Genomic DNA, 23,384 nt, shown 5'->3' with positions numbered 1-23,384 from the left:
GACGGGGGTATCCGTTTCCTCGCCGCTGGGGCAGGGGCGGGTACGCGGGCAGGCTCCGGCGCCGCCTGGCTCCGGCAGACGAAACGGCTGCCGAACAGGTCAGCTTCATGCGTCGGGAGCTCGGCCGCCTCCGTGCACAGCCACGCCGAGTCGATCTCTGCGCAGGAAGGCGGGCCGCGATGTTTCAGGCCGGCGCCGCGCGGACGCGGGCTGGGCGAGACCCGGCTGAGCAGACGCAGGCGGGACAGCCGCCGGCAGCACCGACGCGGGCGGGACGGCCGCAGGCGGGACGGCCGCAGGCGAGACGGCCGCAGGCGAGACGGCCGTGGGCGGGGACGGCCGCAGGGTCGGGACGGCCGCGGGCAGGGACGGCCGCGGGGTCGGGTGAGTAGGGCTGCGGAGGGTAGGAGGGGCGGGTGGGCTGAGGGGCGGGCGAGGGGTCAGCCCTCGGCGTAGTGCAGGACTTCGGCGATCAGGCGGTCGACTGCCGGGGTTCGCAGGCGGTAGTGGACGTTGCGGCCGGCTCGGCGGCGGGATACCAGGGCTGCGTCGCGGAGGTAGCGGAGGTGGTGGCCGACGACGGTGGTGTCGACCTGGAGGCGGCGGGCGAGGTTGTCGGGAGTGGATTCGCCTGCTCTGAGCAGGACGAGGATGTGGAGGCGGTGTTCGTATGCCATGGCCTGCAGGACCGTTACCGCTCTGGGGATCATCGGGTGGCCTCCCTCAGGCCGGCGATGCCCTGGGTGGCTCGGCGCAGGGTCAGCGACCCGGCCAGGATCGCCGCGGCCACCAGGGTGATCGAGGCTCCCGCCGCGATGTTCCAGGTGCCCGACAGGGCGAGGCCGGCGATGCCGCTGAGCATGCCCAGGACGGCGGACAGGACCGTGATGACCGGGAGCCGGGCAGACCAGACGCGGGCCGCGGCGGCCGGGGCGACGATCAGCGCGAGGGCGAGGATCGTGCCGACCGCCGGGACGATCGTGACGATGACCAGTTCGATCGTCACGAGCAGCAGCAGGTCGGCCAGGCCGGGACGGTAGCCCGCGGCCCGGGCGCCGGCCTCGTCGAAGCCGGTGAACAGCAGCGTACGGCCGGAGAACGTGAGGACCAGGGCGACCAGGACGAGCACCGCGGCCGTGGTCATGACATCCGTGCGGCCGACCGTCACGATGCTGCCGACCAGGAACGACGACAGGTCGCGGCTGAAGCCGTCGCGCAGGGCGACCAGGCCCACGCCGATGGCGAAGCCCGCCGAGACGACCACGCCGGTGGCCGCCGCCGCGTCCTGGCCACGGCGGCGGGTCAGTGCCGCCACCCCGCAGGCCACGACGATGCCTGCCAGCGCGCCACCGAGGGTGATGCTCACGCCGAGGATGGCCGCGGCGACGACGCCGGGGAACGTGGCGTGGGTGAGCGCCATCGTGAAGTACGACAGCTTGCGCAGCACCACCTGCACACCGATGAGGCCGGCCAGCGCGCCGGCCAGCACGGCTTCGAGATACGCGTACGTCATTGCCGCCTCCGCAGATATCCGATGGGCAGGCACAGCACGTACGCGAGCACCAGCGCGAGCACGACCGAGGTCGCCGATGTGAGCCGGATCCCGTGGTCGACCGATGCCGTCCAGCTCAGCCACAGGCCCGCGTACCCGCAGATCAGGGTGAGCAGGGTCCCGGCCGCGGCCATCGCGACGAGCCGGTCGGTGAGCATCCGGGCGGCCGCCGCCGGTACGATCAGCAGGGCCAGCACCAGGATCGTGCCGACCGCGCGGACCGCCGCGACGACCACGAGCGCGACCACGAGGTTCAGCGCGAGGTCGAGCCGGGCGATCCGGAAGCCGGCCGCCGCGGCGCCGCCCGCGTCGAACGAGCGGAACACCCAGGCCCGCGCGCCGAACGCCACCAGCGCCAGCGTCACGACGGCCAGCACGGCGGTCTCCACCAGCTGCCCCGGTGTCACGGTCAGGATGCGGCCGAAGAGGAACGACGTCAGATCCGATGTGTACGACGACCGGCGCGACACCAGCGCGACTCCCACGGAGAACAGCGCGGTCAGCACCACGGCGGTGGCGGCGTCGTCGGAGAGCAGTCCGCCGCGGGTCAGCAGGGTCAGCACCACGGCGGTGACCAGGCCCGCGACCAGTGCGCCGCCGAACACGCCCTCGGTGCCGGCGGCGATGAACCCGACGACCACGCCGGGGAACACGGTGTGGGTGAGCGCGTCCGCGACGAACGACAGCCGGCGTGCGAACACGAACACGCTGACCGGCCCGCAGACCAGGGCGAGCAGGGTCAGCTCGGCGAGCGCCCGCACCATGAAGGGGGCGTCGAGCATCAGGGTTCCACCAGCATCGTCCGGCCGCCGGGAAGATCGACGGCGTGACGTCCGTACGCTTCCCGCAGTACCTCGGGCACCAGCACGTCCCCGGGCTTACCGGCCGCCCACTGGCGGGTGTTCAGCACGCAGACCTGGTCGGCGATCCGGGCGGCGACGGCCAGGTCGTGCGTACTGATGATGACCGCCGCGCCGTCCGCGGTGAGGTCGCCGAGCGCGCGCAGCACCGCCTCCTGACTGGTCGCGTCGACGCCGTTGAGCGGTTCGTCGAGCAGCAGCAGCCGCGCCTCGGCGGCGATCGCCCGGGCCACCAGGACCCGCTGGCGCTGCCCGCCGGAGAGCAGCCCGAAACGGACCTTCGCGCGGCCGGCGAGCCCGACCCGGTCCAGGGCGGCGAGCGCGGCGGCCCGGTCGGCACGCCCGGTCGGGCGCCACCAGCCGATCCGGCGGTAGCGGCCCATCAGCACGACGTCGGCGGCGCTGACCGGGAAGTCCGGGTCGAGCGTCTCGGCCTGCGGAACGTACGCGGCGAGCCCGCGCGCCCTCGCCAACGGCCGGCCGAGCACGGTGACCTCACCACCGACCAGCTCGGCCAGCCCCGAGACCGCTTTGATCAGGGTGGACTTCCCGGCACCGTTGGGACCGACCAGCGCGAGCGTCCCCCCGGTGGGCACGGTCAGCTCCACGTCCCTGAGCACGGCCCGGCCCCGGTATCCGAAACTGGCGCCCTCGACGCGCAGCGCGGTGCCCCGCGCGGACTGCCGGGGGATTGCCGGGTCAGCCACCGAGGGCCGCCGTGAGCGTGGCCGTGTTGTGCCGTTCGGCGCCCAGGTACGTACCCTGCTCCGTACCCTGCGGTCCGAGGCTGTCGCCGAACAATGCGTCCTCGCCGCCGACGACCGTGACCCCCGCCCGGGCCGCGATGGCCTCCGCGGACTTCGGCGGCAGCGAGCTCTCGGTGAAGATGGCCTTGACCCCGGTGGCCTTGATCTTCGCGACCAGGTCGTCGAGCTGCTGCACGGACAGCTCGGCCGACGTGTCGAGGCTGGGGATGACCGAGCCGACGAACTCCAGCTGGTACCGGTCGACGTAGTAGCCGAACGCGTCGTGGTTGGTGACGAGCTTGCGCTGCGCGGCCGGGATCGTCGCCCAGGCGGCCTCGTTGTCGGCGTCCAGCTTGTCGAGCTCCGCGGCGTACGACGTGAGCTTCGCCCCGAATGCCCCGGCGGCTCCCGGCTCGGCGGCGGACAGCGCCTTCTCGATGTTCGTCACCATGATCTTCGCGTTGGCGGGGTTGTGCCAGATGTGCGGGTCGTGCTCCTCGCCGCCGGCCTCCTCCTCCGCGTGCTCGCCTTCCTCTTCGTGGCCACCCTCGCGCAGCGTCACGCCCTGGCTCGCATCGACGACCGACCCCTTGAACCCGGTGGCCTCGATCGTGGGCTCCAGCCATTCCTCCAGCCCCACCCCGTTCTCGACGACCACCTTCGCGGCGCCGATGGCCTGCAGGTCGGCCGGCGTGGGCTCGTAGTCGTGCGGGTCGACGCCCGGCTTGATGATCTGCGTCACGGCGACCCGGTCCCCACCGATCTGCCGCACGAAATCAGCCACCTCGGGCGTCGTGGCGACAACCTTCAACGCACCGGGCGAGGCGGCGTCAGCGGCCGCGTCGTTCGAGTTCCCGCAGGCAGCGAGCGAGACGACAACACCGGTGGCAAGCACAAGACGGAAGACTCGGTTCATGCGCCAAACGGTAATCATTTTCAATTACATGGTCTAATCACCATGGGACGATGTGCGCACATCCGCATGTGTCCGCGCGAGCGACCGATGAGCCGGGCCGGGCGTCAGAGGCGGGTGGCGGTGCGGACCAGACCTGCTACGGCCGGGGAGCGGCTGTGCGGGGGCCAGGCGATCACCGTGGTCACCCGGGGTGCGTCGAGCAGGGGGACGGTGACGACGTCGGCATGGAGCTGGTTCCGGGCTGATTCGGGGGCTACCGTCAGGGCCCGGCCGAGGCCGATGAGCTGCAGCAGCTGGGTGTGGTCGTGCACCTCCGGGCCGGGGCCGTCCGGGTAGGTGCCGTCGTCGCGGGGCCAGCGGGGCATCGGCAGGTCGGGCACGCCGGTGACGTCGGCCAGAGTGAGGTGACTGTGGACGGTCAGGGGGTGCCCGGCCGGGAGGACCGCGACCTGCCCCTCGGTCAGCAGGTCCTCGGTGTCGAAGCCGGCGGTGCTGTCGAAGGGGCGGTGCAGCAGGGCCACGTCCGCTCGCCCGTCGCGCAGGATCCGCTCCTGCTGGCGGGGGCCGCACAGCAGGACCTCGACGGGGACCGCGCCGGGTTCCGCGGCGTAGGCGCCGAGCAGCTTGGCCAGCAGTTCGGTGGAGGCGCCGGCCTTGACCGCGAGGACCACGCCGGCCCGGCCGGGTGCGGCGGCTCCGGCACGGCGGGCGCGGCGTTCGGCGGCCTCGACCGCGTCCAGTGCGGCGCGGCCCTCGTCCAGCAGGACCGTGCCGGCGGCGGTGAGGGCGACCCGGTGGCTGGTGCGTTCGAACAGCGCGGTGCCGAGGCGGCGTTCGAGCTGGCGGATGGCGCGCGACAGCGGCGGCTGGGCCATGCCGAGTCGCTGGGCGGCCCGGCCGAAGTGCAGTTCCTCCGCCACGGCGACGAAGAATCGCAGCTCACGCGTCTCCACGCCACCGAGCCTACGCGCGGGCCGGCAGCGCGGCGATACCCGTGCGGTATCGCACCGGACCCAGTCGGTGTTGCCCGGGGTGACGCCGGGTGGCGACGATCGGTGGCATGAGCGAAACGAGGATTGCGCTGGTCACCGGCGCGAACAAGGGCATCGGGTACGAGATCGCGGCCGGCCTGGGCGCCCGGGGTTACACGGTCGGGATCGGTGCCCGCGACAACGAGCGCCGGGAGGCCGCGGTCGCGAAACTGCGGGCCGCCGGCGTGGACGCGTTCGGGGTGCCGCTGGACGTGACCGCCGACGACAGCGCCACCGCCGCCGCCACGCTGATCGAGCAGCGGTACGGGCATCTCGACGCGCTGGTCAACAACGCCGGGATCACCGGGGGCATGCCGCAGGAACCCACCCGGGTCGACGTCTCGATCATCCGGACCGTGGTGGAGACGAACGTGATCGGGGTCATCCGGGTGACGAATGCGATGCTGCCGCTGCTGCGCCGCTCGGCCGCGCCGCGGATCGTGAACATGTCCAGCAGCGTCGGCTCGCTGACCCGGCAGTCCGGCGCTGGCGGGGTGACGACCACCGGCCCGGTGGCGGTCGCGTACGCGCCGTCGAAGTCGTTCCTGAACGCGGTGACGCTGCAGTACGCCCGGGAGTTCACCGGCACGGCCATCCTCATCAACGCCGCGTGCCCCGGCTTCGTCGCGACCGATCTCAACGGTTTCCGGGGCGTGCGCACCCCGGAGCAGGGCGCGGCGACCGCGATCCGGCTGGCGATGCTGCCGGACGGCGGCCCGACCGGCGGTTTCTTCGAGGACGACGGCGAGGTCCCCTGGTAGCGACCACCCCCTTGCGGCCTGACGAACATGTTCGTTACGATCGCGTTATGACGACTCGCCGTACCCCCGTCAGCCGCCGGGACCGCCCCGCGAAGCCGGCCCTCAGCCGGGCCGGCGTCGTGGCGGTGGCGGTGCGGGTGACCCGCGAGGAGGGCCTGGAGAAGGTCACCATGCGCCGGCTCGCCACCGAGCTGGACACCGGGCCGGCGTCGCTGTACGTCTACGTCGCGAACATGGCCGAGCTGCACGGCGCGGTCCTCGACGAGCTGCTCGGCGAGCTCGACCTGGGTCCGGACCGGCCCCTGGTGGAGCTGCTGACCGCGGTCACCGGGCTGCTCTTCCGGTATCCCAGCGTGGCCCGGTCGGTGCTCACGCTGCGCCCCGCGGGGCCGCACTACCTGCGGCTCATCGACTCGGCACTGACCCTGCTCGCCGCCGAGGGGGTGCCCGCCGCCCAGGCCGCCTGGGGTGTCGACCTGCTGCTCCAGCACGCCATCGCCACCGCCGCCGAGCACGGCACCCGGTCCGAGCGGGCCGACGACGAGCCCCTGGAAGAGATGCTGCGCGGCGTCTCCGACACCGACCATCCGGCCATCACCGCGGCCGGCGAGCACCTGCTGTCCGGCACCGGTGAGCAGCGCCTGCGCTGGGCTTTCACCGCTCTGATCGCCGGGATCGCCGTGACGGCGGTCCCGCCCGCCTAGTTTCGCGGCCATCACGAACACGTTCGTCACGAACTCGTTCACCTCCAAGGAGAAACCATGACCATTTCCATCGCCATCGTCGGAGCCGGGCTCGGCGGCCTCACGCTCGCCCGCGTCCTGCACGTGCACGGCATCGCCGCCACCGTCTACGAGGCCGAGCCGTCGCGCGCGGCCCGCACGCAGGGCGGCATGCTCGACATCCACGAGGAGAACGGCCAGGTCGCGCTGCGCGCCGCCGGACTGTACGAGGGGTTCCACGCGCTCGTGCACCCCGGCGGCCAGGCCATGCGGATCCTCGACAAGGCGGGCACCGTCCTTCTCGACCAGGCCGACGACGACAACGGCGGGCGCCCCGAGGTGAATCGCGGGCAGCTGCGTGACCTGCTGCTCGACTCGCTGCCGGAGGGCACGGTGCGGTGGGGCGCCAAGGTCACCGGGGCGCGTCCGGACGGCGGGCTGACGTTCGCCGACGGCTCGTCGCTGACCGCCGATCTGCTGGTCGGGGCGGACGGCGCCTGGTCCCGGATCCGGCCGCTGGTGTCCGGCGCGCTCCCCGCGTACACCGGGATCTCGTTCGTGGAGGCCGACCTGCACGACGCGGACGCGCGGCACCCGGAGCTCGCCGCGATCGTGGGTGGCGGCATGCTCTTCGCCCTGGGTGACGGCAAGGGCGTGCTCGCGCACCGCGAAACCGACGGCAGCCTGCACTTCTACCTGGCGTTCAAGGACCTCGCGAGCGACGGCTTCCCCGACGACGAGACGGCCCGGCGGCAGGTCGGAGCACAGTTCGCGGACTGGCACCCGGCCCTGCGGGCGATCGCGCGGGACGCGGACGGGCCACTGGTCCACCGCACGATCCACGCGCTGCCGATCGGGCACCGGTGGGACCGGGTGGCCGGGGTGACGCTGCTCGGGGACGCCGCGCACCTGATGTCCCCGTTCGCCGGGGAGGGCGCGAACCTGGCCATGCTGGACGGCGCCGAGCTCGCCGCCGCCATCGTCGCGAGCCCCGCAGACGTGGAGAGCGCGCTCACCACGTACGAGACGGCGCTCTTCCCCCGCAGTGCCGCCTCGGCGGGCGAAGCCGCCGCCAACCTGGAGCTGATCTTCCGGGCCGACGCACCGCGGGGGCTGATCGAGCAGTTCGCGGCGTACGCCCAGGGCTAACCTGTACGGCCGTTGGCGTAGACCACCCGGAAGCCGAGGTGGTCGGCGAGCGCGGCCCAGCGCGTCGACCGGACCAGGCGCTCGACGCTGTCGATCCGGCCGCCGTTGACGAGTGTGTTGAGCACCACGGTCTCGAACGCGGCGGACTCGACCCAGTCGATCGACTTCGTGAAGCCGACCAGCATGGTGGCCTTCGTCTCGTGCAGGAATTCCTTGAGCACCCGGTCGGAGGTGCGCAGGACCGAACAACTGCCGAAATACAGCGTACGACCTGCGCAGCGGCCGGACATCCACGCGCCGATCTCGTCGAGCTCCACGGTCGTCCTCGCGGTCAGGCACAGTTGCGACGGCTGTCCGTGCAGGGCGAAGAAGCCGACCTTGTAGTCCTTGTACTTCTGCGACAGCCACGTGTCGAGGTAATAGTGCAGCTCCTCGACCGTGGCGGTGTCGCGGTGGATGAACCGGATGCTGCCGAGGCGTTCGAGCAGCTCAAGGGTAGGCAGCACGGACCCGCGCTCGGTGAGGTCGTCCTCCCACTGGCCCTCGACGCAGAACACTCCCCCAGGCTTACGCACGATCCCCCCGATCATCGCCTCAGCGCCCGACGCTAACACCCCGGCCGGCACTTACCTCGAAGTGCGTTCTGGCCGATCGCCGCGACGACCGCGCATGATGGGACGGTGACAACCGAACCCGCACCGCCGCCACCCCCGCCGGCACCCGCGCCCCTGATCCTGCTGGGCGACGGCGACGCCGAGACCTGCTCCGACGACGGCTGCAACTGAGAGGAACACCGAACGTGCTGGTCGAGATCTGGTCCGACGTCGTCTGTCCGTGGTGCTACATCGGCAAGCGGCGCCTCGAGACCGCGTTGAAGGACTTCGAGCACGCCGACGACGTCGAGATCGTGTGGCGCAGCTTCCAGCTCGACCCGTCGCACCCCAAGGGTGTGATCGAGCCGACCCAGGCCAACCTGGCGAAGAAATTCGGCTCCCCGGAACGCATCAAGCAGATGCAGGCGCAGGTCGGCGCGCTGGCCGAGGCCGAGGGGCTGCACTACGACTTCGACAACGCGGTGAGCGTCAACACGTTCGACGCCCACCGGTTGCTGCAGCTGGCCAAGGACCACGGGCTCGGCGCCGAGGCCCACGAGCGGCTGATGCGCGCCAACCTCATCGAGGCCCGGACCCTGGACACCGACACGCTGGTCGAGCTCGCCGACGAGCTGGGCATCCCCGGTGACGAGGCCCGCAAGGTGCTCGAGAGCGACGACTACACCGACGACGTCAACAAGGACATCGAGCAGGCCCGCGCGTACGGTGCGTCAGGTGTGCCGTTCTTCGTCCTGGACCGCAAGTACGGCATCTCCGGCGCCCAGCCGGCGGAGCTGTTCCTGCAGGCCCTGCGCACCGCCGACGCGGACTCCTAGAGTCGTTCCAGGCCGCTCAGCACGCGCTGGGCGGCCTGGGTCGCGGTCGAGAGCTGGCGGGTCACCTCGCTGAGCACCGCCGCCTGTTCCTCGACCGACACCGCGATGTCGGTCTGCACGGTGTGGATGTCGGTCACCGCGCTCGTCGTCGACTCGAACGTCGAGGCCACGTCCGCGGTCTGCGCGACGATCGTCTCGATCACCGAGTTGACCCGTTCGACGGAGCTCGCGGTCTGCTGGGCGAGCGTCTTGACCTCGTTCGCGACCACGGCGAAGCCCCGCCCGGACTCCCCGGCCCGGGCCGCCTCGATGGTGGCGTTGAGCGCGAGCAGGTTCGTCTGCGCCGCGAGCTGCGCGATCAACGCGTTGACCTCGGCGATCTCCCCCACCGACCGTTCCAGCGTGCGCACCTTCCCGGCCGCGGTCAGCGCGCTGTCCTTGCCCTGCGACGCGTTCGAGGCGGCCTCCCCCGACCGCGCCGACACGTCCCGGACCGCGGACGCCAGGGTGGCCAGCTCGGCGTCCACGGCGGTGACCGCCTCGATCGCCGACCGCGCCTCGCCGCTGATGTCCCGGACCTGCTCCGAGATCCGTTCGGCCCGCTCGGCCAGCTCCCGCGTGCGTTCCTGCTCCGCGTCGGCGACCTTGCTCCGGGCGTCGCGTTCGGCCTGCTCCACGGCCTGCTGCTGACCGGCGGCCGCCGTCGTGAGCCGCTCGGTCTCGTTCTCGGCCTGCTGGGCGAAATGCCAGAACACCACGATCCCAACGATCTCCAGGGTCGCGAACCCGGCGTGCAGGGCGACCTGCCCGAGCGCCAGCAGCGTGTGCATGTGCGCCATGCCGAAGACACGCTCCGGGGCGACCAGCCCGAGCACGCCGTGGTGCACCAGGATCACGATCACCGACCACACCAGCGGCGGCCACTGCTGATACAACGCCACGAAGACGAGTACGGCGTACAGGTGGATGTGCATCGCCATCATGCCGCCGGACAGCTCGATGAAGGCGAACGTGGTGCCGATCAGCCCGACCGCGGTGATCGTCGCCCGGGTCCGGGCCTCCCCCGGCACCGTCGACAGCCCGACGACCGCGGCGACCGCCCCCGGGATCACGAACGCCTCCCACACCGGCCTCGGCCCGACCAGGCCCACCACGATCAGCGCCGGCACATGCAGAGCCAGCAGCCACGTGTTGATCCGGTGCCGCTCCCGCATGGACTCCGGCGACAGTCTCGCCCCTCGCGGGAGCCGCGCCGCCAGTACCGTCATCCCCGCATCATCGCTGATCAGAGACCTCCAGAAGATCACTTCCCAGAAGTACGGGCACCAGCTCCCGCTCCCGATGGCGAAGCCGGCCGCCAACCGGCCCCAAGGCGCCCGGCCCCGGGCCAGCTCCGAACGCCGGCCCGCCATCGGCACCGCCGGCGCCGCCCGCTCATCCCGGTGTGGCACCGCACCGGGATGAGCGGGTGGGCTCGGGCAGCCTGACCGCACCAGCGTGAGAGACCAACCGGGCTCCTCAGGCGAACGGCCGGCACCCGAAAAAGCCAGCTACCAGGGACTCGGGCGCAGGCAGATCGGGCGCCGGCAGATCGGGCGCCGGGAACCAGGTGCTGGGGAATCAGGTGCAGAAGAACCACGGAGCGTGGAGACCGGGCCGCAGCGCCGCCGGCCCCGGTGCCGGGCGGCCGGCCGGAGCGAGGATCGGCCAGGACAGGCGCCGGTCACGACGCAGGACCGTCAGGACCCGAGGGCCGTCCCGGTGCCAGCTGTCCAGGGCGCGAGGGCCGTCCCTGTGCCGACTGTCAGGGTGTAAGGCTGGCCAGGTGAGGGGCCAGGTGAGGGGGCCAGGTGAGGGTGGCCAGGTGACGATGGCCAGGGCGCGAGGGCCAGGGCGCGAGGGCCGTGCCAGGGCCGGGCGGTCAGGGCGTAAGAGGCTGGGCCAGGTGAGGGGTGGCCAGGTTTGCGAGGGCCGGGCCCGTTGCCGGGTGGTCAGCGCGCGAGGTCAGCGCGCGAGGTTGAGGTGGGCCAGGGGGAGGACGAGACGGTCGACGATGGTGGGGGGCCAGGGGAAGGCGGTGCTGACGGCTCGCTGGTGGGCCAGGCCGTGCAGCGCGAGCCACAGCGCCACCGCGTCGGCGGACGGGTCGTCGCTGGTGGAGCTGCCCGCATCGACGCAGGTGGAGAGCGCGTCGATGAACACCTGCAGGGCGTCGTGGCCCAGCTCGGCTGCCTCGGCCGGGGTGATCGCCGCTTCCGCGACGGCATCGGCGGCGCTCCACAGGCCGCCGAACATGACCCGGTAGCGCTGCGGCTGCTCGGCCGCGAAGTCCAGATAGACGTCACAGACCGCGCGCAGCCGCCGTACCGCGACGTCCGGGGCCACCACCTCGCCGATCTGCGGGTCATCGCCGTCGGCCGCGGCGGCAAGGCGACGTTCGAGATCGGCGAACGCGTCGCGGACGATGGCCAGCAGGATCGACTGCCGGTCGGCGAAGTGGCGGTAGATCGACGGCGCGGCGATCCCGACCTGCCGGGCGACCGCGCGCAGCGTCACCGCCTGTTCGTCACCGGTCTCGTCGAGGATTGTGGCGGCTGCGAAGACGATGTCGGCCCGCAGCCGCTGGCCCTCTCCGCGGCGGTTGCGGCTCCGGGCCTCGGTCTCAGTCACGGCCCGACCCTATCCGCCTCCGTTCAGGCGGCCACCACCTGGAGCTGGGTCATGAGCAGCAGCGTGTCGGAGTTGATCCAGTACTCCACGAAGCGGCTGTCGGCGATCCGCAGGATGTCAGTCCCGGTGAAGTCGATGCCGGTGCCCGCCGGCGCGGTCGCACCGGGCATGCCCCCGGCGTAGGTGCCGGCCGCCCGCCATCGCACCACGACATGGTCGCCGTCGGTGAGTGGCCCGACCTCGATGGTGAAGCGCAGGTCCGGCATGGCCGCGCGCGTCTGGGCGATCCACCCGACCAGCGCCTTCGGGCTGTCGATCGCGCTCCCGTCACCGCCGTCCACCATCGCGGCATGCAGCCGGAACCCGTCCGCGACGATCTCGTCGGCGAGCGCGTAGTCACCGTTCCACAGTCGCAGCCAGGAGTTGATCAGGTCTTCAGAAGTCATACCGTAAGCTTACGTCGTAAGCTTACGTATGTAAAGTTGAGCTACCGTGGAGACTGAATGGATCGGAGGAGCGCAAGGCAGGCAGATAGCCAAAACCGGAAGCCGGCCGGAAGAAGGCGACAGAATCGGGCCTCGGGCAGGCACGCGACCGCACATCAAGGCGGACGGCACATCACCCCGGCCGGCGCACAACCCGAACGGCAAGGCGCGCAACCCGAATGGGCCGGCCACTGGCGCGCGGGCAACCGAACAGCACGACGGGCAACCAACACGGCGACGGGCAACCAAACAGGGAGGCGGGCAACCCGAACAGGACGGCGGCAACCAAACAGGGAGGCCGGCAACCCGAACAGGACGGCGGCAACCAAACACGGCGACGGGCAACCAAACACGGCGGCGGGCGACCCGAACAGAGCGGCGGGCAACCGAACAACGCGGCGGTCGACCCGAACAGGGCGGCGGGCAACCGAACAGGGCGGCGGGCAACCGAACAGGATGACGGCGGCCCGTCAGGGGTGAGTGGACTGACCGCCCCGGGTGAGGGCGGGCAGCAGCACGCCGTCGATGATCGACGTGAAGAACGGCAGGTCGACGGGTTGCCGCAGGAACAGCGCGCGGTGGGCGGCCATCGACGGGATCACCTGAGCCAGCGCGTCGACGTCGGCGGGTCCGGGGAACTCACCGCGGTCGGCCGCTCGCTGGATCAGGTGCCGGTAGGCGGCCACGGACGGCTCGACGATCGCCTCGCGGACGGCGGCCGCCGCCTCCGGGGTGCGGCCCATCATCGCGGTGACGCTCGCGAGGATCCGCAGCCGCCGTTCGCTGCCGCCGAGCCAGTCCGGGTCGAGCATCGCGAGCAGGTCGGTGCGCAGCTCACCGGTGTCGGGGAGCCGGTCGGCCTCGAGGTCGGCGCGGTCGGTGCAGGCGATCGCGGCCAGGATCAGGTCGTCCTTGCCGGCCCACCGGCGGTAGATCGTGCCGCGTCCGGCGCCGGCGCGGGCCGCGACCATCTCGATGGTGAGGTCGGCGTATCCGGTGTCGGCCAGGACGTCCAGGGTGGCCCGCAGGATCTCCGGGTCCCGCGAGTGATCCCGCTTACGTCCGACGGCAGAGGAGTTGATCACGGCGCAACAGTACGCGATAGTTCCGGAACTGTTCAGTACCGCAATGGGAGACTCAAGGGAGAGCACCGTCATGACCCTCCAGGAACTCGCCGACCGGGCCGACGTCACCGCCGTGATCTACGCGGTCGCCCGCGCCATGGACACCCGCGACTGGGACCTGCTCGCCGCCTGCTACGCCCTCGACGCCCGGGGCGACTACACCAACGCCACCGCCGACGGCCGGGATGCCATCGTCGCGTCGGCGCGGGGCTTCCTCAGCCCGCTGGACGCCACCCAGCACCTGATCGGCAACGTCGAGGTCCGCACCCTCGAAACCGGCAATATCGAAACCGGCGACGTCGCGACCACCCGTGCCACGTTCATCGCCCAGCACGTCCGCGACGGGGGCCAGTTCCTGATGGGCGGCACCTACGACGACACCCTGCGCCGGGGCACCACCGGCTGAACGATCACCAACCGCCGGATCCGGGGGATCTGGAGCAGCGGCGATCCCGCGGTGCTGACTATCGCGGTGAGCTGACCCGCGACGGCGGTGCCGGGATCCCGCGCAGCCCCCGGCCGAACGTGGCCGCGACGGCGGATCCCAGCACCGTGGCCGCGAACAGCAGGATCGCCGGCACCGGGCCGGCGGCGTCCACCAGCACACCGGCCAGGATCGGGGCCGCCGCGGCCGCGGACATCGCGATGAGCAGGATCACGCTGACCACCCGGCCCTGCAGGCGGTCCGGGGTCACCGACGCCTGGTATCCGAACAGCGCGGCGTTCGCGGCCGGGCCGAGGAACACGGCCACCCCGATCGGCACCGCGGCCAGGACCGTGTGGCTCAGCGGCGCGCTGAGCACCATGAGCCCGGCCGCGGCCCAGCAGATGGCGCGCACCAGCGTGGGCAGGCTCATCCGGCGCTGCAGAGCCGGTGCCGCCAGCGCCCCGAGCAGGCCACCGGCCCCGAGCATCGTCTCGGCGGTGCCGATCAGCGCGGGCGGGGTGCCGCGCTGCTGGAGGCTGATGATGATGGTGAACAGGATCCCGGTGACGGCGAGGTTGAGCGGGGCGGCGACGGCCAGCAGCGCGCGCAGGAACGCGTTGCCGAACACGAACCGCAGCCCTTCCGCCATCGCGGCACCGTGCTTCGCCGGCGGCTCCGTGCGCTTCTCCTGCATCGGCGTACGGATCAGCGCGACTCCCACCATCGACGCCAGGTACGTGGCGGCGTTGGCGAAGAACGGCACACTGCGTGCCACCCCGAACAGCAATCCGCCCAGCGGCGGTCCGGCGAGCGAGGTGCCGTACGAGCGGGCCTCGTTGCGGGCGAACGCGTCCGTGAGCTGCCCGGCGGGGACGAGGTTGCGCAGCGCCGCGTGTTCGGCGGTCGCGAAGACGGCACCGCATCCGGCGTCGAGCACCGCGACGACGGCGAGCAGGGCGAGCCCGGCGTGCCCGCCGAGAGCCGCGAGCCCGAGCGCCAGGAACGCCAGCGTCCGCACCGCGTCGCAGGTCAGCATGATCCGGCGCCGATCGAGGCGGTCCGCCATGACGCCCGCGGGCAGCCGGCACGCCAGCCGGACCACCGCGGCCGCGGTGCCCACCAGGCCCGCCTGCACGGCCGACCCGGTCAGCACGAGGACGGTCAGCGGGATGGCGATGCCGGCGACGGCGGTGCCGAGGTCGGACAGCGACTGGCTGGTCCACAGCAGATTGAAGTCCCGGTTGCGCCAGAGCCCGGCGGCCGCGTTCACCGGCCCGCTCATCGGCCGGCCCGCCGGGGGAACGCGTGCACGATCACCACGACCTGTTCGGCGTCGTCGCCGCCGTCCGGCCCCCGGTCGTGGTCGCGTACCGCCGCGCCGACATCGGTCCAGAGTGCACGCAGGCCCGCCGGGGTGGTCCGCAGCACGAAGTCGCCGGATTCGGCGGCACCGCGCCAGGCCGCGCTCCACTCGAGCCGGGCCGCCTCGGCCCGGTAGCGTTCCAGCAGGTCGTCCCAGACCTGCTGGGCCGCACCGGTCATCGCCCGGGCCGCCTCGGCGCCGCCGGGGCCGAGCTGCGCCGGATCGGTGCTCCAGGTCGTCGTCTCCGTGGCGGCCTTCCACCACCGCTCCCGCCCCCGGGGCCCCTTGCCCAGCTCGGGCGCGTCGAGCACGAACCCGTACCGATGAAGGTGGCGCAGGTGGTGACTGGTCTGGCCGGAGTCGGTGCCGAGCCGGCGGGCCAGCAGCGCCGCGGTGGCCGGCCCGTCGACCCGCAGCGATCCGATGATCTGGATCCGCAGGGGGTGTGCCATGGCGCGCAGCGTCTCCGCCCGGGACAGGTGCGATTCCATCGGGGCAGGATATTTATCGCAGAGGATCTCTGCAATAGGGGGTGGATACTGTTCGTATGCCGGATCACTACGACGTGCTCATCATCGGTGCGGGGCTGTCCGGGATCGGTGCGGCCTGGCGGCTGGGGCGGCTCCGCCCCGGCACCACGTACGCGATCCTCGAGGCCCGCGACGATCTCGGCGGCACCTGGGACCTGTTCCGCTATCCCGGAGTGCGCTCCGACTCGGACATGTTCACGCTGAGCTACCCGTTCCGGCCGTGGCACGGCGACCGGTCGATGGCGTCCGGCGCGTCGATCCTGCGCTATCTGCGCGACACCGCGCGCGACGGCGGCATCCTGCCGCACATCAGGTTCGGCACCCGGGTCCGGTCCGCCGCCCGGGACGGCGGGCGCTGGACGGTCACCACCGGCAAAGGCACGTTCACCTGCGATTTCCTGTACGCGTGCACGGGCTATTACGACTACGACAGCGGCCATCAACCGGATTTCCCCGGGCTGGCGGACTACCGGGGCCGCCTGGTCCACCCGCAGTTCTGGCCACCGGATCTCGATCACACCGGCGCCCGGATCGTCGTCATCGGCAGTGGCGCCACCGCGGTGACGCTCGTGCCCGCCCTGGCCGCGACCGCGGCACATGTGACGATGCTGCAGCGCTCCCCCACGTACATGGCGGTGCTCCCGGAGCGGGACCCGCTCGCCGGCGTGCTGCGCAACCGGTTGCCGGCCGGGGTGGCGCACCGGGTCGTGCGGGCCAAGAACGTCCTGGTGTCGCAGGCCTTCTATCAGCTGGCCCGGCGCCGCCCGGCCCGGGTCAGAGCCCTGCTGCGGCGGATGGCGCTGGGGCATCTGGACGATCCCGCCTATCTCGACGAGCACTTCACCCCCGCGTACGAGCCCTGGGACCAGCGGCTCTGCGTCGTGCCCGGCGGTGACCTGTTCGACGCGATCCGCTCGGGTGCCGCCGAGGTCGTCACCGCCGGTATCGAGCGTTTCGAGGCCGGCGGCGTCCGGCTCACCGACGGCCGGCTGCTCGGCGCGGACCTCGTGGTGAGCGCGACCGGCCTGGTGCTGCAGCCGCTCGGCGGCATCGACCTGAGCGTCGGCGGCACGCCGGTCGATCCCGGGTCGACGGTGGCCTACCGGGGCGTGATGCTCGGCGGGGTGCCGAATTTCGCGTTCTGCATCGGCTACACGAACGCGTCCTGGACGCTGCGCGCCGATCTGTCGCACCGCTACGTCTGCCGGCTGCTGGCCCACATGGCCCGGCACGGCTACGCCTCGGCGACACCGCGCGAGCGCCCCGGCCCGCGCCGCCCGCTGCTGGACCTGACCTCCGGGTACGTACAGCGTTCCCGGCACCTGTTCCCCGCGCAGGGTGACCATGACCCGTGGACCGTCCGGCAGAACTACCTGATCGACGCCGTGACCAGCCCGCGCGCCGACATCCGCCGGGACATGACGTTCACCCGCTCCCCGAGGTGACCGCCGGGTAACTGGCTGACCTAAAGTGATCGACATGTCCGTGTGGCCGACGAGTCAAGCCCATCACCGCTGGCTCGACCAGCACAGCCGCGATCTGCTGGCCTTCGGCCGCCGCACCGCCGACCCCGGGGGCGGCGCGCGCTGGCTCGACGGGGCCGGCGTCCCGGTGCCGGGACGCCCGGCATCGCTGCTGATCAGCTCCAGGATGACCCATGTGTACGCCATCGGGGCGCTGCTGGGCGTGCCCGGCGCCGGCCCGGTCGCCCGGCAGGCGATGGCCGGGCTGACCGGCCGGCTGCGCGACACCACCCACGGCGGATGGTTCTCGTCGGTGGCCGACGACGGCACGCCCGAACCCGGCAAGTCCTGTTATGACCATGCTTTCGTGATGCTGGCGGCGTCGAGCGCGGCCCAGGCCGGACTGCCCGGCGCGGCCGGGTTGCTGGACGACGCGTGCGCGGTGTTCCTGCGACGGTTCTGGGACGAGCGCGCCGGCATGTGCGCGGACACCTGGGACACGGCGTTCACCACGCTCGACGACTACCGGGGCATCAACGCCAACATGCACACCGTCGAGGCGATGCTCTCGGTCGCGAGCGTCACCGGCGACCAGGCGTGGACCGAGCGCGCGCTACGGATCTGCCGCTTCGTGGTGACCACCGCGGAGGCCCACCACTGGCGCATCCCGGAGCACTACGACCGCGACTGGGCACCGCTGCCCGAGTTCAACGCCGACAAGCCGGACCACCCGTTCAAGCCGTACGGTGCCACGATCGGCCACGGTCTCGAATGGTCCCGGCTGCTGCTGCACGCCGCGGCCTCCCCGGTCGGCGGCAACGCGGAATGGCTGACGACGGCGGCCCGGGAGCTGTTCGACCGGGCGGTGGCCGACGGCTGGGCGGTCGACGGCGCCCCGGGCTTCGTCTACACGACGGACTGGTCCGGGCGCCCGGTGGTCCGCGACCGCATGCACTGGGTCGCGGCGGAGGGCATCAACGCCGCGGCGGCCCTGTACGCGCTCACCGGTGAACAGGTCTACGCCGACCGCTACCGCGAGTGGTGGGACTACACCGCCGAGTTCCTGATCGACCACGAGCGTGGCTCCTGGTTCCACCAGCTGGACGACGCCAACGTCCCCACGGACACGGTCTGGCCGGGCAAGGCGGACCTGTACCACGCGTTCCAGGCGACGCTGGGCCCCCGGGTCCCGCTGTGGCCGATGCTCGCCACCGCGGTGCACTTCATGCTGACCTGAGCCACCCGGCGCGGGATCCCCGGACGAACTGGTCGACGGCCGTCTCCACCAGACCGTCGAGCAGGTCCGGCGGGACCATCGCGCCGTCCATGACCGTCGCGATGCCCTGCGTGGTGGCGAACAGCACGCTCACCAGCCGCGTCACGCACGCCATCGGCGGCCTGCTCGCCCAGAGCGACGACGACGGCGCCCGGCCCACCCGGTACGCCTCCACCCACCACATCCCCCGGCAACAGCTACATCGGCCCGAGCGGCTTCCTGCGGGGGCGCGGTGCCCCCGAACCGGTCCGGGTAGAACCCGGTGAGCGGGCCGGCAGCTGCGGCGTCCTGTTCCGGGGTCACGCGACAGCTGCTGACCATCGCCTATTTCGCAACGCCGACTCACAACGGCCGGGGACCGCCGGTGAGATCCCCGCTCAGAACAACGCGGTGCCGGTGATGGTGGCGAGCGCGGCGCACAGCCGGTCCTGGAAGGCGGGGTCGGCGGCGGCCGGGGCGGGCGTCCGGTGGCGGCGGTGGTGCCAGTAGTGGCCGGTGACCTGGGCCTCGGGGTCGGTGCTGACGGCCAGCCAGCTCTGGGTGTCGTGGCCGAGCGCGAGGTCGTCGGGGGCGGACGGGCCGCCCATCCGGGTGGGCACCCAGCCGGGGTCGACGGCGTTGCTCAGCACCGCCGGCCACCGCCGCGCGACGGCCGCGGCCAGCGCCGTGACGTGCAGTTTGCTCTCCGCGTAAGCCTGGGCGGCGTGCCACCGGCGGGCGGTCCAGTCCAGGTCGCCGAGGTCCGCGCCGGCGCCGAGGTGCATGCCGCTGGTCACGTACACGAGCCGGCCGGGCCGGTCGATCAGCGCGGTGAGCAGGTACGGGGCGAGCACGTTGACCGCCAGCGTGCGGGAGTGCCCGTCGGTGGTGGCGATGCGCTCGCTCGACAGGTAGACCCCGGCGTTGTGGATCACGGCGTCCACCGGCCCGAGCGCGTTGACCTGCTCGGCGACGTCGCGGGTCTGCGCGTCGCCGCTGAGGTCGCCGATCACGACCGCCGCGCCGAGGCCGGCGACGGTGGCCGCGCGTTGCCGGGTGCGGGCGTGCAGGACGACGTCGTGGCCCTGCCCGGCGAGGGTGCGGGCGTTGGCGAGGCCGAGGCCGTCGGTGGAGCCGGTGACGAGAACGCGGGCCATGGTGTCCCTTCAGGGGGTGAGGAGCCCGCCGACCGTGTCGGCGGCCTTCAGGGCGGTGCCGGTGAGCACGACCACGACCGGGCCGGTGCCGGACAGCAGGCCGCGGCGGGCGAACGTGCGGATCGCGGGGAGCACGATCGAGCTGGTCGGCTCCGCGTACAGACCGCGGCCCGCCAGCTCGAACATCGCCGGTGCGATGTCCTGTTCCGCGACCGCCACCATGGCGCCCTGCGACGCGCGGATCGCCGCCAGGACCTCGCGGTCGCGGACCGGCTGGGCGATCGAGGTGCCCTCGGCCAGCGTCGGCGTCCAGCCAGCGGGCGTCACCGCGGTCGCGCCCGCCTCGAACGCGGCCACCAGCGGGGCGCAGTTGGCCGGCTGGGCGACCAGCAGCCGGGGACGGCGCTTGATCGCGCCCGACGCGAGCAGCTCACCGAAGCCGAGGTGCAGGCCCAGGACCAGGCTGCCGGCGCCGCACGGCAGGACCACCGCCTCCGGTGCGGTGAGATCCAGGTCCTCCCAGATCTCGTACGCCAGCAGCTTCGTGCCCTGCAGGAAGAAGGGGTGCCAGTTGTGGCTGGCGTAGAACGTGGTGGCCGAGCGGCGCACGGCCTCGTCGGCGGTGGCCTGGCGGGTGCCGGGGACCAGCTCGACCGCGGCACCGTGCACCCGGCTCTGCTGGATCTTGGCCGCCGAGGTCGACGACGGCGCGAGGATCGTCGCCGTGATCCCGGCCGCCGCCGCGTAGGCCGCCACCGAGGATCCCCCGTTGCCGCTGCTGTCCTCGAGCATCGCGGGCACGCCCTGCTGCCTCAACGTCGACACCATGACCGTGGTGCCGCGGTCCTTGAAGCTGGCGGTCGGGTTGAACCATTCCGGTTTGACGCTCAGTGACAGGCCGTCGACCTCGAACGGCAGCAACGGGGTGCAGCCCTCCCCCAGCGACACCGGATGGTCGACCGGGCGGGGCAGGGCGGCCGCATAGCGCCACTGCGAGCGTACGGAGGAATCGATGTCGTCCCGCGTGATCCCGGGCAGCGGGGTGACCAGCAACGGGGACCCGTCCTCGCCGCGCCAGCGGGGCTCGTCCAGCGGGTAGTGGCGGCCGGCACGGTCGGCGAGGGAAACCATATGAGGAACCTAGGGGTTCGCTCAGGCCCTGCTCAAGTCGGCCCCCGACCGCTCAAGGTTGCTTTTCGGGTGCCGATGCCACGACCATGAACACCGCCCCCGGGATCGTAGTGGGTTCCCTCGACAGCCTCGTCGCCGACATCTACGTCAGCCACAAGGGGCTCGCCGAGCGGGCCGACGTGCTCGTCCGGTCGGCCGAGCGCACCGGCGACCGGCAGACCGCCGACCTGGGCCGGCTCGTCGTCGCCGAGCTGTACAACCGGGGCGGCCGGGCCCCCGAGGGCATCGCGCAGGCCCGGGCCGTGCTGTCCAGCACCGGTGACCGGATCGTGGTGGCGCACGCCCACGCGGTCGTGGCCGGCGGGCTGTGGCGCATCGGGGACAGCGCGCAGGCCGTGCGCAACGCGTACCCGGCCAGCCGGATGCTGCAGCCCGGGGATCCCGCGGTGCTGCGCGCCGACCACGCGATCGTGCTGGCGCTGCAGGTCAACGACCGGCGCATCGGCGGCATCTCGCACCGGGAGTTCCGGGTCGCGCAGGAGCTGGCCGACGCCACCCGGATCCCCGCGCTCATCCTGGCCAACCTGAACAACTGGGCCTGGTGCGCGTACACGCACGGTGACATGCGCACCGCGGTCGACCTGGCCGAGCGGATGCGGATGTGCAGCGAGCGCACCGGTGCCCCGCTGAACGCGTCCTGCGCCGACACGGTGGCCCGGATCATGCTGGAGACCGGTGACCAGGTGAACGCGACCACGGTGATCGAGCACGCCATCGCCACCGCCGAGGCGACCGACTCGGACGCGATCCCGAACGCGCTGATGACGCTGGCCGACATCCAGCGCCGCGACGGCAACGCCGGGGCGGCCCTGAACACGCTGCGGGCCTGCCGGGAGATGGCGGCCCGGGACCAGCTCGCCGACGTCGACGCGACGGCCCGCAAGATGATCTCGGCCTGCTACGCGGAGCTCGGCGACTTCGCGGCCGCGTACCGGGAGATGGTCGAGTTCCACAACGCCTGGACGGTGCGCCGCTCGGAACGCAGCGAGGTCATGGCCCGGGTCGCGCACGCCCAGTTCGCGGTCGACGAGGCCCGCCGCACCACCGAACGCTTCCGCGAGATGGCCGAACGCGACGCGCTGACCGGCCTGTGGAACCGCCGGCGCTCCGACGACCGGCTCGCGACGCTGACCCGTACCCCGGCGACCCGCCGTGGCCCGGTCTGTGTGGCCCTGCTCGACCTCGACCACTTCAAGGCGGTCAACGACACCTACACCCACGCGATCGGCGACATGGTCCTGTGCCGGGTCGCGGACCTGATGCGCACGGTCGGCGGTCACGCCGGACGGCACGGCGGCGAGGAGTTCATCCTCGTCCTGGACGCCGACCCGGCGGTCGCGGCCCGGCGCTGCGACCAGCTCAGGGCGGCCATCCAGGGGTACGACTGGACGTCGGTCGCCCCCGGGCTGAGCGTCACGGCCAGCATCGGCCTCACCGCCATGCGCCCCGACGACAACGCGCACTCGCTGGTCAACCGGGCCGACGAACTGCTGTACGCGGCCAAGCGGGACGGCCGCAACCGCCTCGCCATCGGCTGAGGCCGCTCAGCGCCCGGTGCGCCCGATCACCCGGCGATACGACCCTCGCACCGCGTTACGGCAGACCCGCAGCACCGAGCCGGTCCGGTTGACCATGCCGTCGCCGGTGATCAGCATTTCGCCCACGTACGCCGACGCGCGATCCATCAGCAGCCGGGCCTTCTCGAGATCTTTGTCCTCGTGGCGCAGCTCCCACAGTCGCCGCCCCTGGTCCCAGGCGTGCGCGCGGGTCGCCGCGACCAGCACCCGCTGGCTCCAGTCGTCCAGTTCACCGGCGAGGTCGTCGAGGCGCAGCTGCCAGCGGCTGGCGTAGCGGCGGCGCAGGTGCGGGATCTCCCGGTAGAAGATCTTGTTGATGAGCAGGTAGTCCGGGTGCGCCTCGGCGCCCGGCGGGGTGCCCAGCCGTTCCCACGTGGCGACCAGCGCGAGCGCCAGGTCGTGGTTGATGTGCGCGTTGACGCCGAGGACCGCCGCCGCGAGCCGGCTCACCCTCTCGTCCTGGGCGCGGCGGAACAGGACCTCCCAGGCGTCCGGGGTGCCGTGGTCCTCCTCGCCCCACATCCGCAGCGCGATGAAGTAGCGCTTGGCGAACTCGACGTCGAGCATCTCGAGGAACACCGGGTCGCGTACCTCGGGGCCGGTCAGCGCCGCACCCACCCGGGCGGTGATGGTGAAGTACAGCGAGTTGAACGCCGCGACCCGGTTGGACGCCGGCGGCGGGAGCAGGTCCATGATCGCCTGGGTCCGGGTGAGCATGTCCAGGACGTCGGCGATGGTGGCCGGTGGGCCGTCCGCCCAGAGTTCGGCCATCTCCCGCTGCGCCGGCTCCCAGCCCCGGCCGGTGGGCACGAGGCCGGGTTCGTCCGGCGCCATCCGCAGGCGTTCGGCGTGCAGACGGTCGGCGCTGTCCTGCACCTCACCACGGTCGAAACCGGTTGTCGCGGTCATCACGGCCCCCCAGCCAATTCCCCGGAGAGGCCACTGTGTACACCCCCGGACCGGAAAGCCATCGTCC

Annotated in this window: 25 protein-coding genes; 8 read left to right on the top strand and 17 right to left on the bottom strand. The window is 72.4% G+C overall.

The window, feature by feature from the left end; translation table 11 throughout:
- Positions 1–440: 440 nt before the first annotated feature.
- The 6 genes from ACIA6A_RS36330 to ACIA6A_RS36305 all read right to left on the bottom strand — a co-directional run bounded on the left by ACIA6A_RS36330 (position 441) and on the right by ACIA6A_RS36305 (position 5,027).
- Positions 441–710, bottom strand: a complete 270-nt coding sequence (locus tag ACIA6A_RS36330; protein WP_396102581.1) for an ArsR/SmtB family transcription factor — start codon at positions 708–710, stop codon at positions 441–443.
- The gene (locus ACIA6A_RS36325) at positions 707–1,513 is read right to left on the bottom strand and encodes a metal ABC transporter permease (protein WP_396102579.1); all 807 of its coding nucleotides are present in this window, start codon (positions 1,511–1,513) and stop codon (positions 707–709) included. Before ACIA6A_RS36325 ends, ACIA6A_RS36330 begins: the two co-directional genes overlap by 4 nt.
- The gene (locus ACIA6A_RS36320) at positions 1,510–2,334 is read right to left on the bottom strand and encodes a metal ABC transporter permease (protein WP_396102577.1); all 825 of its coding nucleotides are present in this window, start codon (positions 2,332–2,334) and stop codon (positions 1,510–1,512) included. Before ACIA6A_RS36320 ends, ACIA6A_RS36325 begins: the two co-directional genes overlap by 4 nt.
- Positions 2,334–3,119 (bottom strand): metal ABC transporter ATP-binding protein, encoded by a 786-nt coding sequence (locus ACIA6A_RS36315; protein WP_396102576.1) that lies wholly within the window; start codon positions 3,117–3,119, stop codon positions 2,334–2,336. Before ACIA6A_RS36315 ends, ACIA6A_RS36320 begins: the two co-directional genes overlap by 1 nt.
- Positions 3,112–4,074, bottom strand: a complete 963-nt coding sequence (locus ACIA6A_RS36310; protein WP_396102575.1) for a metal ABC transporter substrate-binding protein — start codon at positions 4,072–4,074, stop codon at positions 3,112–3,114. Before ACIA6A_RS36310 ends, ACIA6A_RS36315 begins: the two co-directional genes overlap by 8 nt.
- A gap of 104 nt (positions 4,075–4,178) precedes the next feature.
- Positions 4,179–5,027, bottom strand: coding sequence for a LysR family transcriptional regulator (locus ACIA6A_RS36305; protein WP_396102574.1), 849 nt, complete (start codon positions 5,025–5,027; stop codon positions 4,179–4,181).
- 107 nt (positions 5,028–5,134) lie between these two features.
- Between ACIA6A_RS36305 and ACIA6A_RS36300 the strand changes: the two genes are divergently transcribed.
- The 3 genes from ACIA6A_RS36300 to ACIA6A_RS36290 are packed head-to-tail and all read left to right on the top strand — an operon-like array spanning position 5,135 to position 7,737.
- Entirely contained in the window at positions 5,135–5,866 is a 732-nt protein-coding gene (locus ACIA6A_RS36300; protein ID WP_396102572.1) for an SDR family oxidoreductase, read from the top strand.
- 47 nt (positions 5,867–5,913) lie between these two features.
- A complete protein-coding gene (locus ACIA6A_RS36295) occupies positions 5,914–6,570 on the top strand; it encodes a TetR/AcrR family transcriptional regulator C-terminal domain-containing protein (RefSeq protein WP_396102571.1) in 657 nt (218 codons plus the stop codon).
- A gap of 57 nt (positions 6,571–6,627) precedes the next feature.
- Positions 6,628–7,737 carry an FAD-dependent oxidoreductase gene (locus ACIA6A_RS36290; RefSeq protein WP_396102570.1) on the top strand — a complete coding sequence of 370 codons (1,110 nt, stop codon included), beginning with the start codon at positions 6,628–6,630 and terminating at the stop codon, positions 7,735–7,737.
- Here the strand turns inward: ACIA6A_RS36290 and ACIA6A_RS36285 are convergent.
- Entirely contained in the window at positions 7,734–8,327 is a 594-nt protein-coding gene (locus tag ACIA6A_RS36285) for a DUF6642 family protein (RefSeq protein WP_396102569.1), read from the bottom strand. The genes ACIA6A_RS36290 and ACIA6A_RS36285 overlap by 4 nt on opposite strands.
- A gap of 209 nt (positions 8,328–8,536) precedes the next feature.
- On the opposite strand from ACIA6A_RS36285, the gene ACIA6A_RS36280 reads away from it, so the two are divergent.
- Positions 8,537–9,166 (top strand): DsbA family oxidoreductase, encoded by a 630-nt coding sequence (locus tag ACIA6A_RS36280; protein WP_396102567.1) that lies wholly within the window; start codon positions 8,537–8,539, stop codon positions 9,164–9,166.
- On the opposite strand, the gene ACIA6A_RS36275 is transcribed toward ACIA6A_RS36280, so the two are convergent.
- The 4 genes from ACIA6A_RS36275 to ACIA6A_RS36260 form a co-directional block, all read right to left on the bottom strand.
- Positions 9,163–10,434 carry a methyl-accepting chemotaxis protein gene (locus ACIA6A_RS36275; RefSeq protein WP_396102565.1) on the bottom strand — a complete coding sequence of 424 codons (1,272 nt, stop codon included), beginning with the start codon at positions 10,432–10,434 and terminating at the stop codon, positions 9,163–9,165. The two genes, ACIA6A_RS36280 and ACIA6A_RS36275, sit on opposite strands and share 4 nt — an antisense overlap.
- A 736-nt stretch (positions 10,435–11,170) precedes the next feature.
- Positions 11,171–11,836, bottom strand: coding sequence for a TetR/AcrR family transcriptional regulator (locus tag ACIA6A_RS36270; protein ID WP_396102564.1), 666 nt, complete (start codon positions 11,834–11,836; stop codon positions 11,171–11,173).
- Between the two features lie 23 nt (positions 11,837–11,859).
- Positions 11,860–12,282 (bottom strand): ester cyclase, encoded by a 423-nt coding sequence (locus ACIA6A_RS36265; protein ID WP_396102562.1) that lies wholly within the window; start codon positions 12,280–12,282, stop codon positions 11,860–11,862.
- A 509-nt stretch (positions 12,283–12,791) separates the two neighbouring features.
- Entirely contained in the window at positions 12,792–13,406 is a 615-nt protein-coding gene (locus ACIA6A_RS36260; protein WP_396102561.1) for a TetR/AcrR family transcriptional regulator, read from the bottom strand.
- 70 nt (positions 13,407–13,476) lie between these two features.
- On the opposite strand from ACIA6A_RS36260, the gene ACIA6A_RS36255 reads away from it, so the two are divergent.
- Positions 13,477–13,851 carry a nuclear transport factor 2 family protein gene (locus ACIA6A_RS36255; protein WP_396102560.1) on the top strand — a complete coding sequence of 125 codons (375 nt, stop codon included), beginning with the start codon at positions 13,477–13,479 and terminating at the stop codon, positions 13,849–13,851.
- Positions 13,852–13,909: 58 nt separating this feature from the next.
- Here the strand turns inward: ACIA6A_RS36255 and ACIA6A_RS36250 are convergent, their stop codons facing one another.
- Together ACIA6A_RS36250 and ACIA6A_RS36245 are read right to left on the bottom strand one after the other, a co-directional pair.
- The gene (locus tag ACIA6A_RS36250; protein WP_396102559.1) at positions 13,910–15,154 is read right to left on the bottom strand and encodes an MFS transporter; all 1,245 of its coding nucleotides are present in this window, start codon (positions 15,152–15,154) and stop codon (positions 13,910–13,912) included.
- Positions 15,151–15,726, bottom strand: a complete 576-nt coding sequence (locus ACIA6A_RS36245; RefSeq protein ID WP_396102558.1) for a helix-turn-helix domain-containing protein — start codon at positions 15,724–15,726, stop codon at positions 15,151–15,153. Before ACIA6A_RS36245 ends, ACIA6A_RS36250 begins: the two co-directional genes overlap by 4 nt.
- 56 nt (positions 15,727–15,782) lie before the next feature.
- Here ACIA6A_RS36245 and ACIA6A_RS36240 point away from each other — a divergent pair, with 56 nt between their 5' ends.
- The gene (locus ACIA6A_RS36240) at positions 15,783–17,210 is read left to right on the top strand and encodes a flavin-containing monooxygenase (protein ID WP_396102557.1); all 1,428 of its coding nucleotides are present in this window, start codon (positions 15,783–15,785) and stop codon (positions 17,208–17,210) included.
- A 34-nt stretch (positions 17,211–17,244) separates the two neighbouring features.
- Positions 17,245–18,465, top strand: coding sequence for an AGE family epimerase/isomerase (locus ACIA6A_RS36235; RefSeq protein WP_396102556.1), 1,221 nt, complete (start codon positions 17,245–17,247; stop codon positions 18,463–18,465).
- Here the strand turns inward: ACIA6A_RS36235 and ACIA6A_RS36230 are convergent.
- From ACIA6A_RS36230 to ACIA6A_RS36220, 3 genes are all read right to left on the bottom strand, one after another.
- Positions 18,452–18,679 (bottom strand): hypothetical protein, encoded by a 228-nt coding sequence (locus tag ACIA6A_RS36230; RefSeq protein ID WP_396102555.1) that lies wholly within the window; start codon positions 18,677–18,679, stop codon positions 18,452–18,454. The genes ACIA6A_RS36235 and ACIA6A_RS36230 overlap by 14 nt on opposite strands.
- 202 nt (positions 18,680–18,881) lie before the next feature.
- Positions 18,882–19,640, bottom strand: coding sequence for an SDR family NAD(P)-dependent oxidoreductase (locus tag ACIA6A_RS36225; protein ID WP_396102554.1), 759 nt, complete (start codon positions 19,638–19,640; stop codon positions 18,882–18,884).
- Between the two features lie 9 nt (positions 19,641–19,649).
- The gene (locus ACIA6A_RS36220) at positions 19,650–20,771 is read right to left on the bottom strand and encodes a pyridoxal-phosphate dependent enzyme (protein ID WP_396102553.1); all 1,122 of its coding nucleotides are present in this window, start codon (positions 20,769–20,771) and stop codon (positions 19,650–19,652) included.
- Positions 20,772–20,857: 86 nt separating this feature from the next.
- Here ACIA6A_RS36220 and ACIA6A_RS36215 point away from each other — a divergent pair, with 86 nt between their 5' ends.
- Entirely contained in the window at positions 20,858–22,369 is a 1,512-nt protein-coding gene (locus ACIA6A_RS36215; RefSeq protein ID WP_396102552.1) for a GGDEF domain-containing protein, read from the top strand.
- A gap of 6 nt (positions 22,370–22,375) precedes the next feature.
- Here the strand turns inward: ACIA6A_RS36215 and ACIA6A_RS36210 are convergent, their stop codons facing one another.
- Entirely contained in the window at positions 22,376–23,317 is a 942-nt protein-coding gene (locus ACIA6A_RS36210; RefSeq protein ID WP_396102551.1) for a DUF5995 family protein, read from the bottom strand.
- Positions 23,318–23,384: the final 67 nt, after the last annotated feature.

This window comes from Actinoplanes sp. NPDC051494, assembly GCF_044454705.1.
Lineage (GTDB): Bacteria > Actinomycetota > Actinomycetes > Mycobacteriales > Micromonosporaceae > Actinoplanes.
This window is presented reverse-complemented; position numbering and strand designations above follow the sequence as displayed.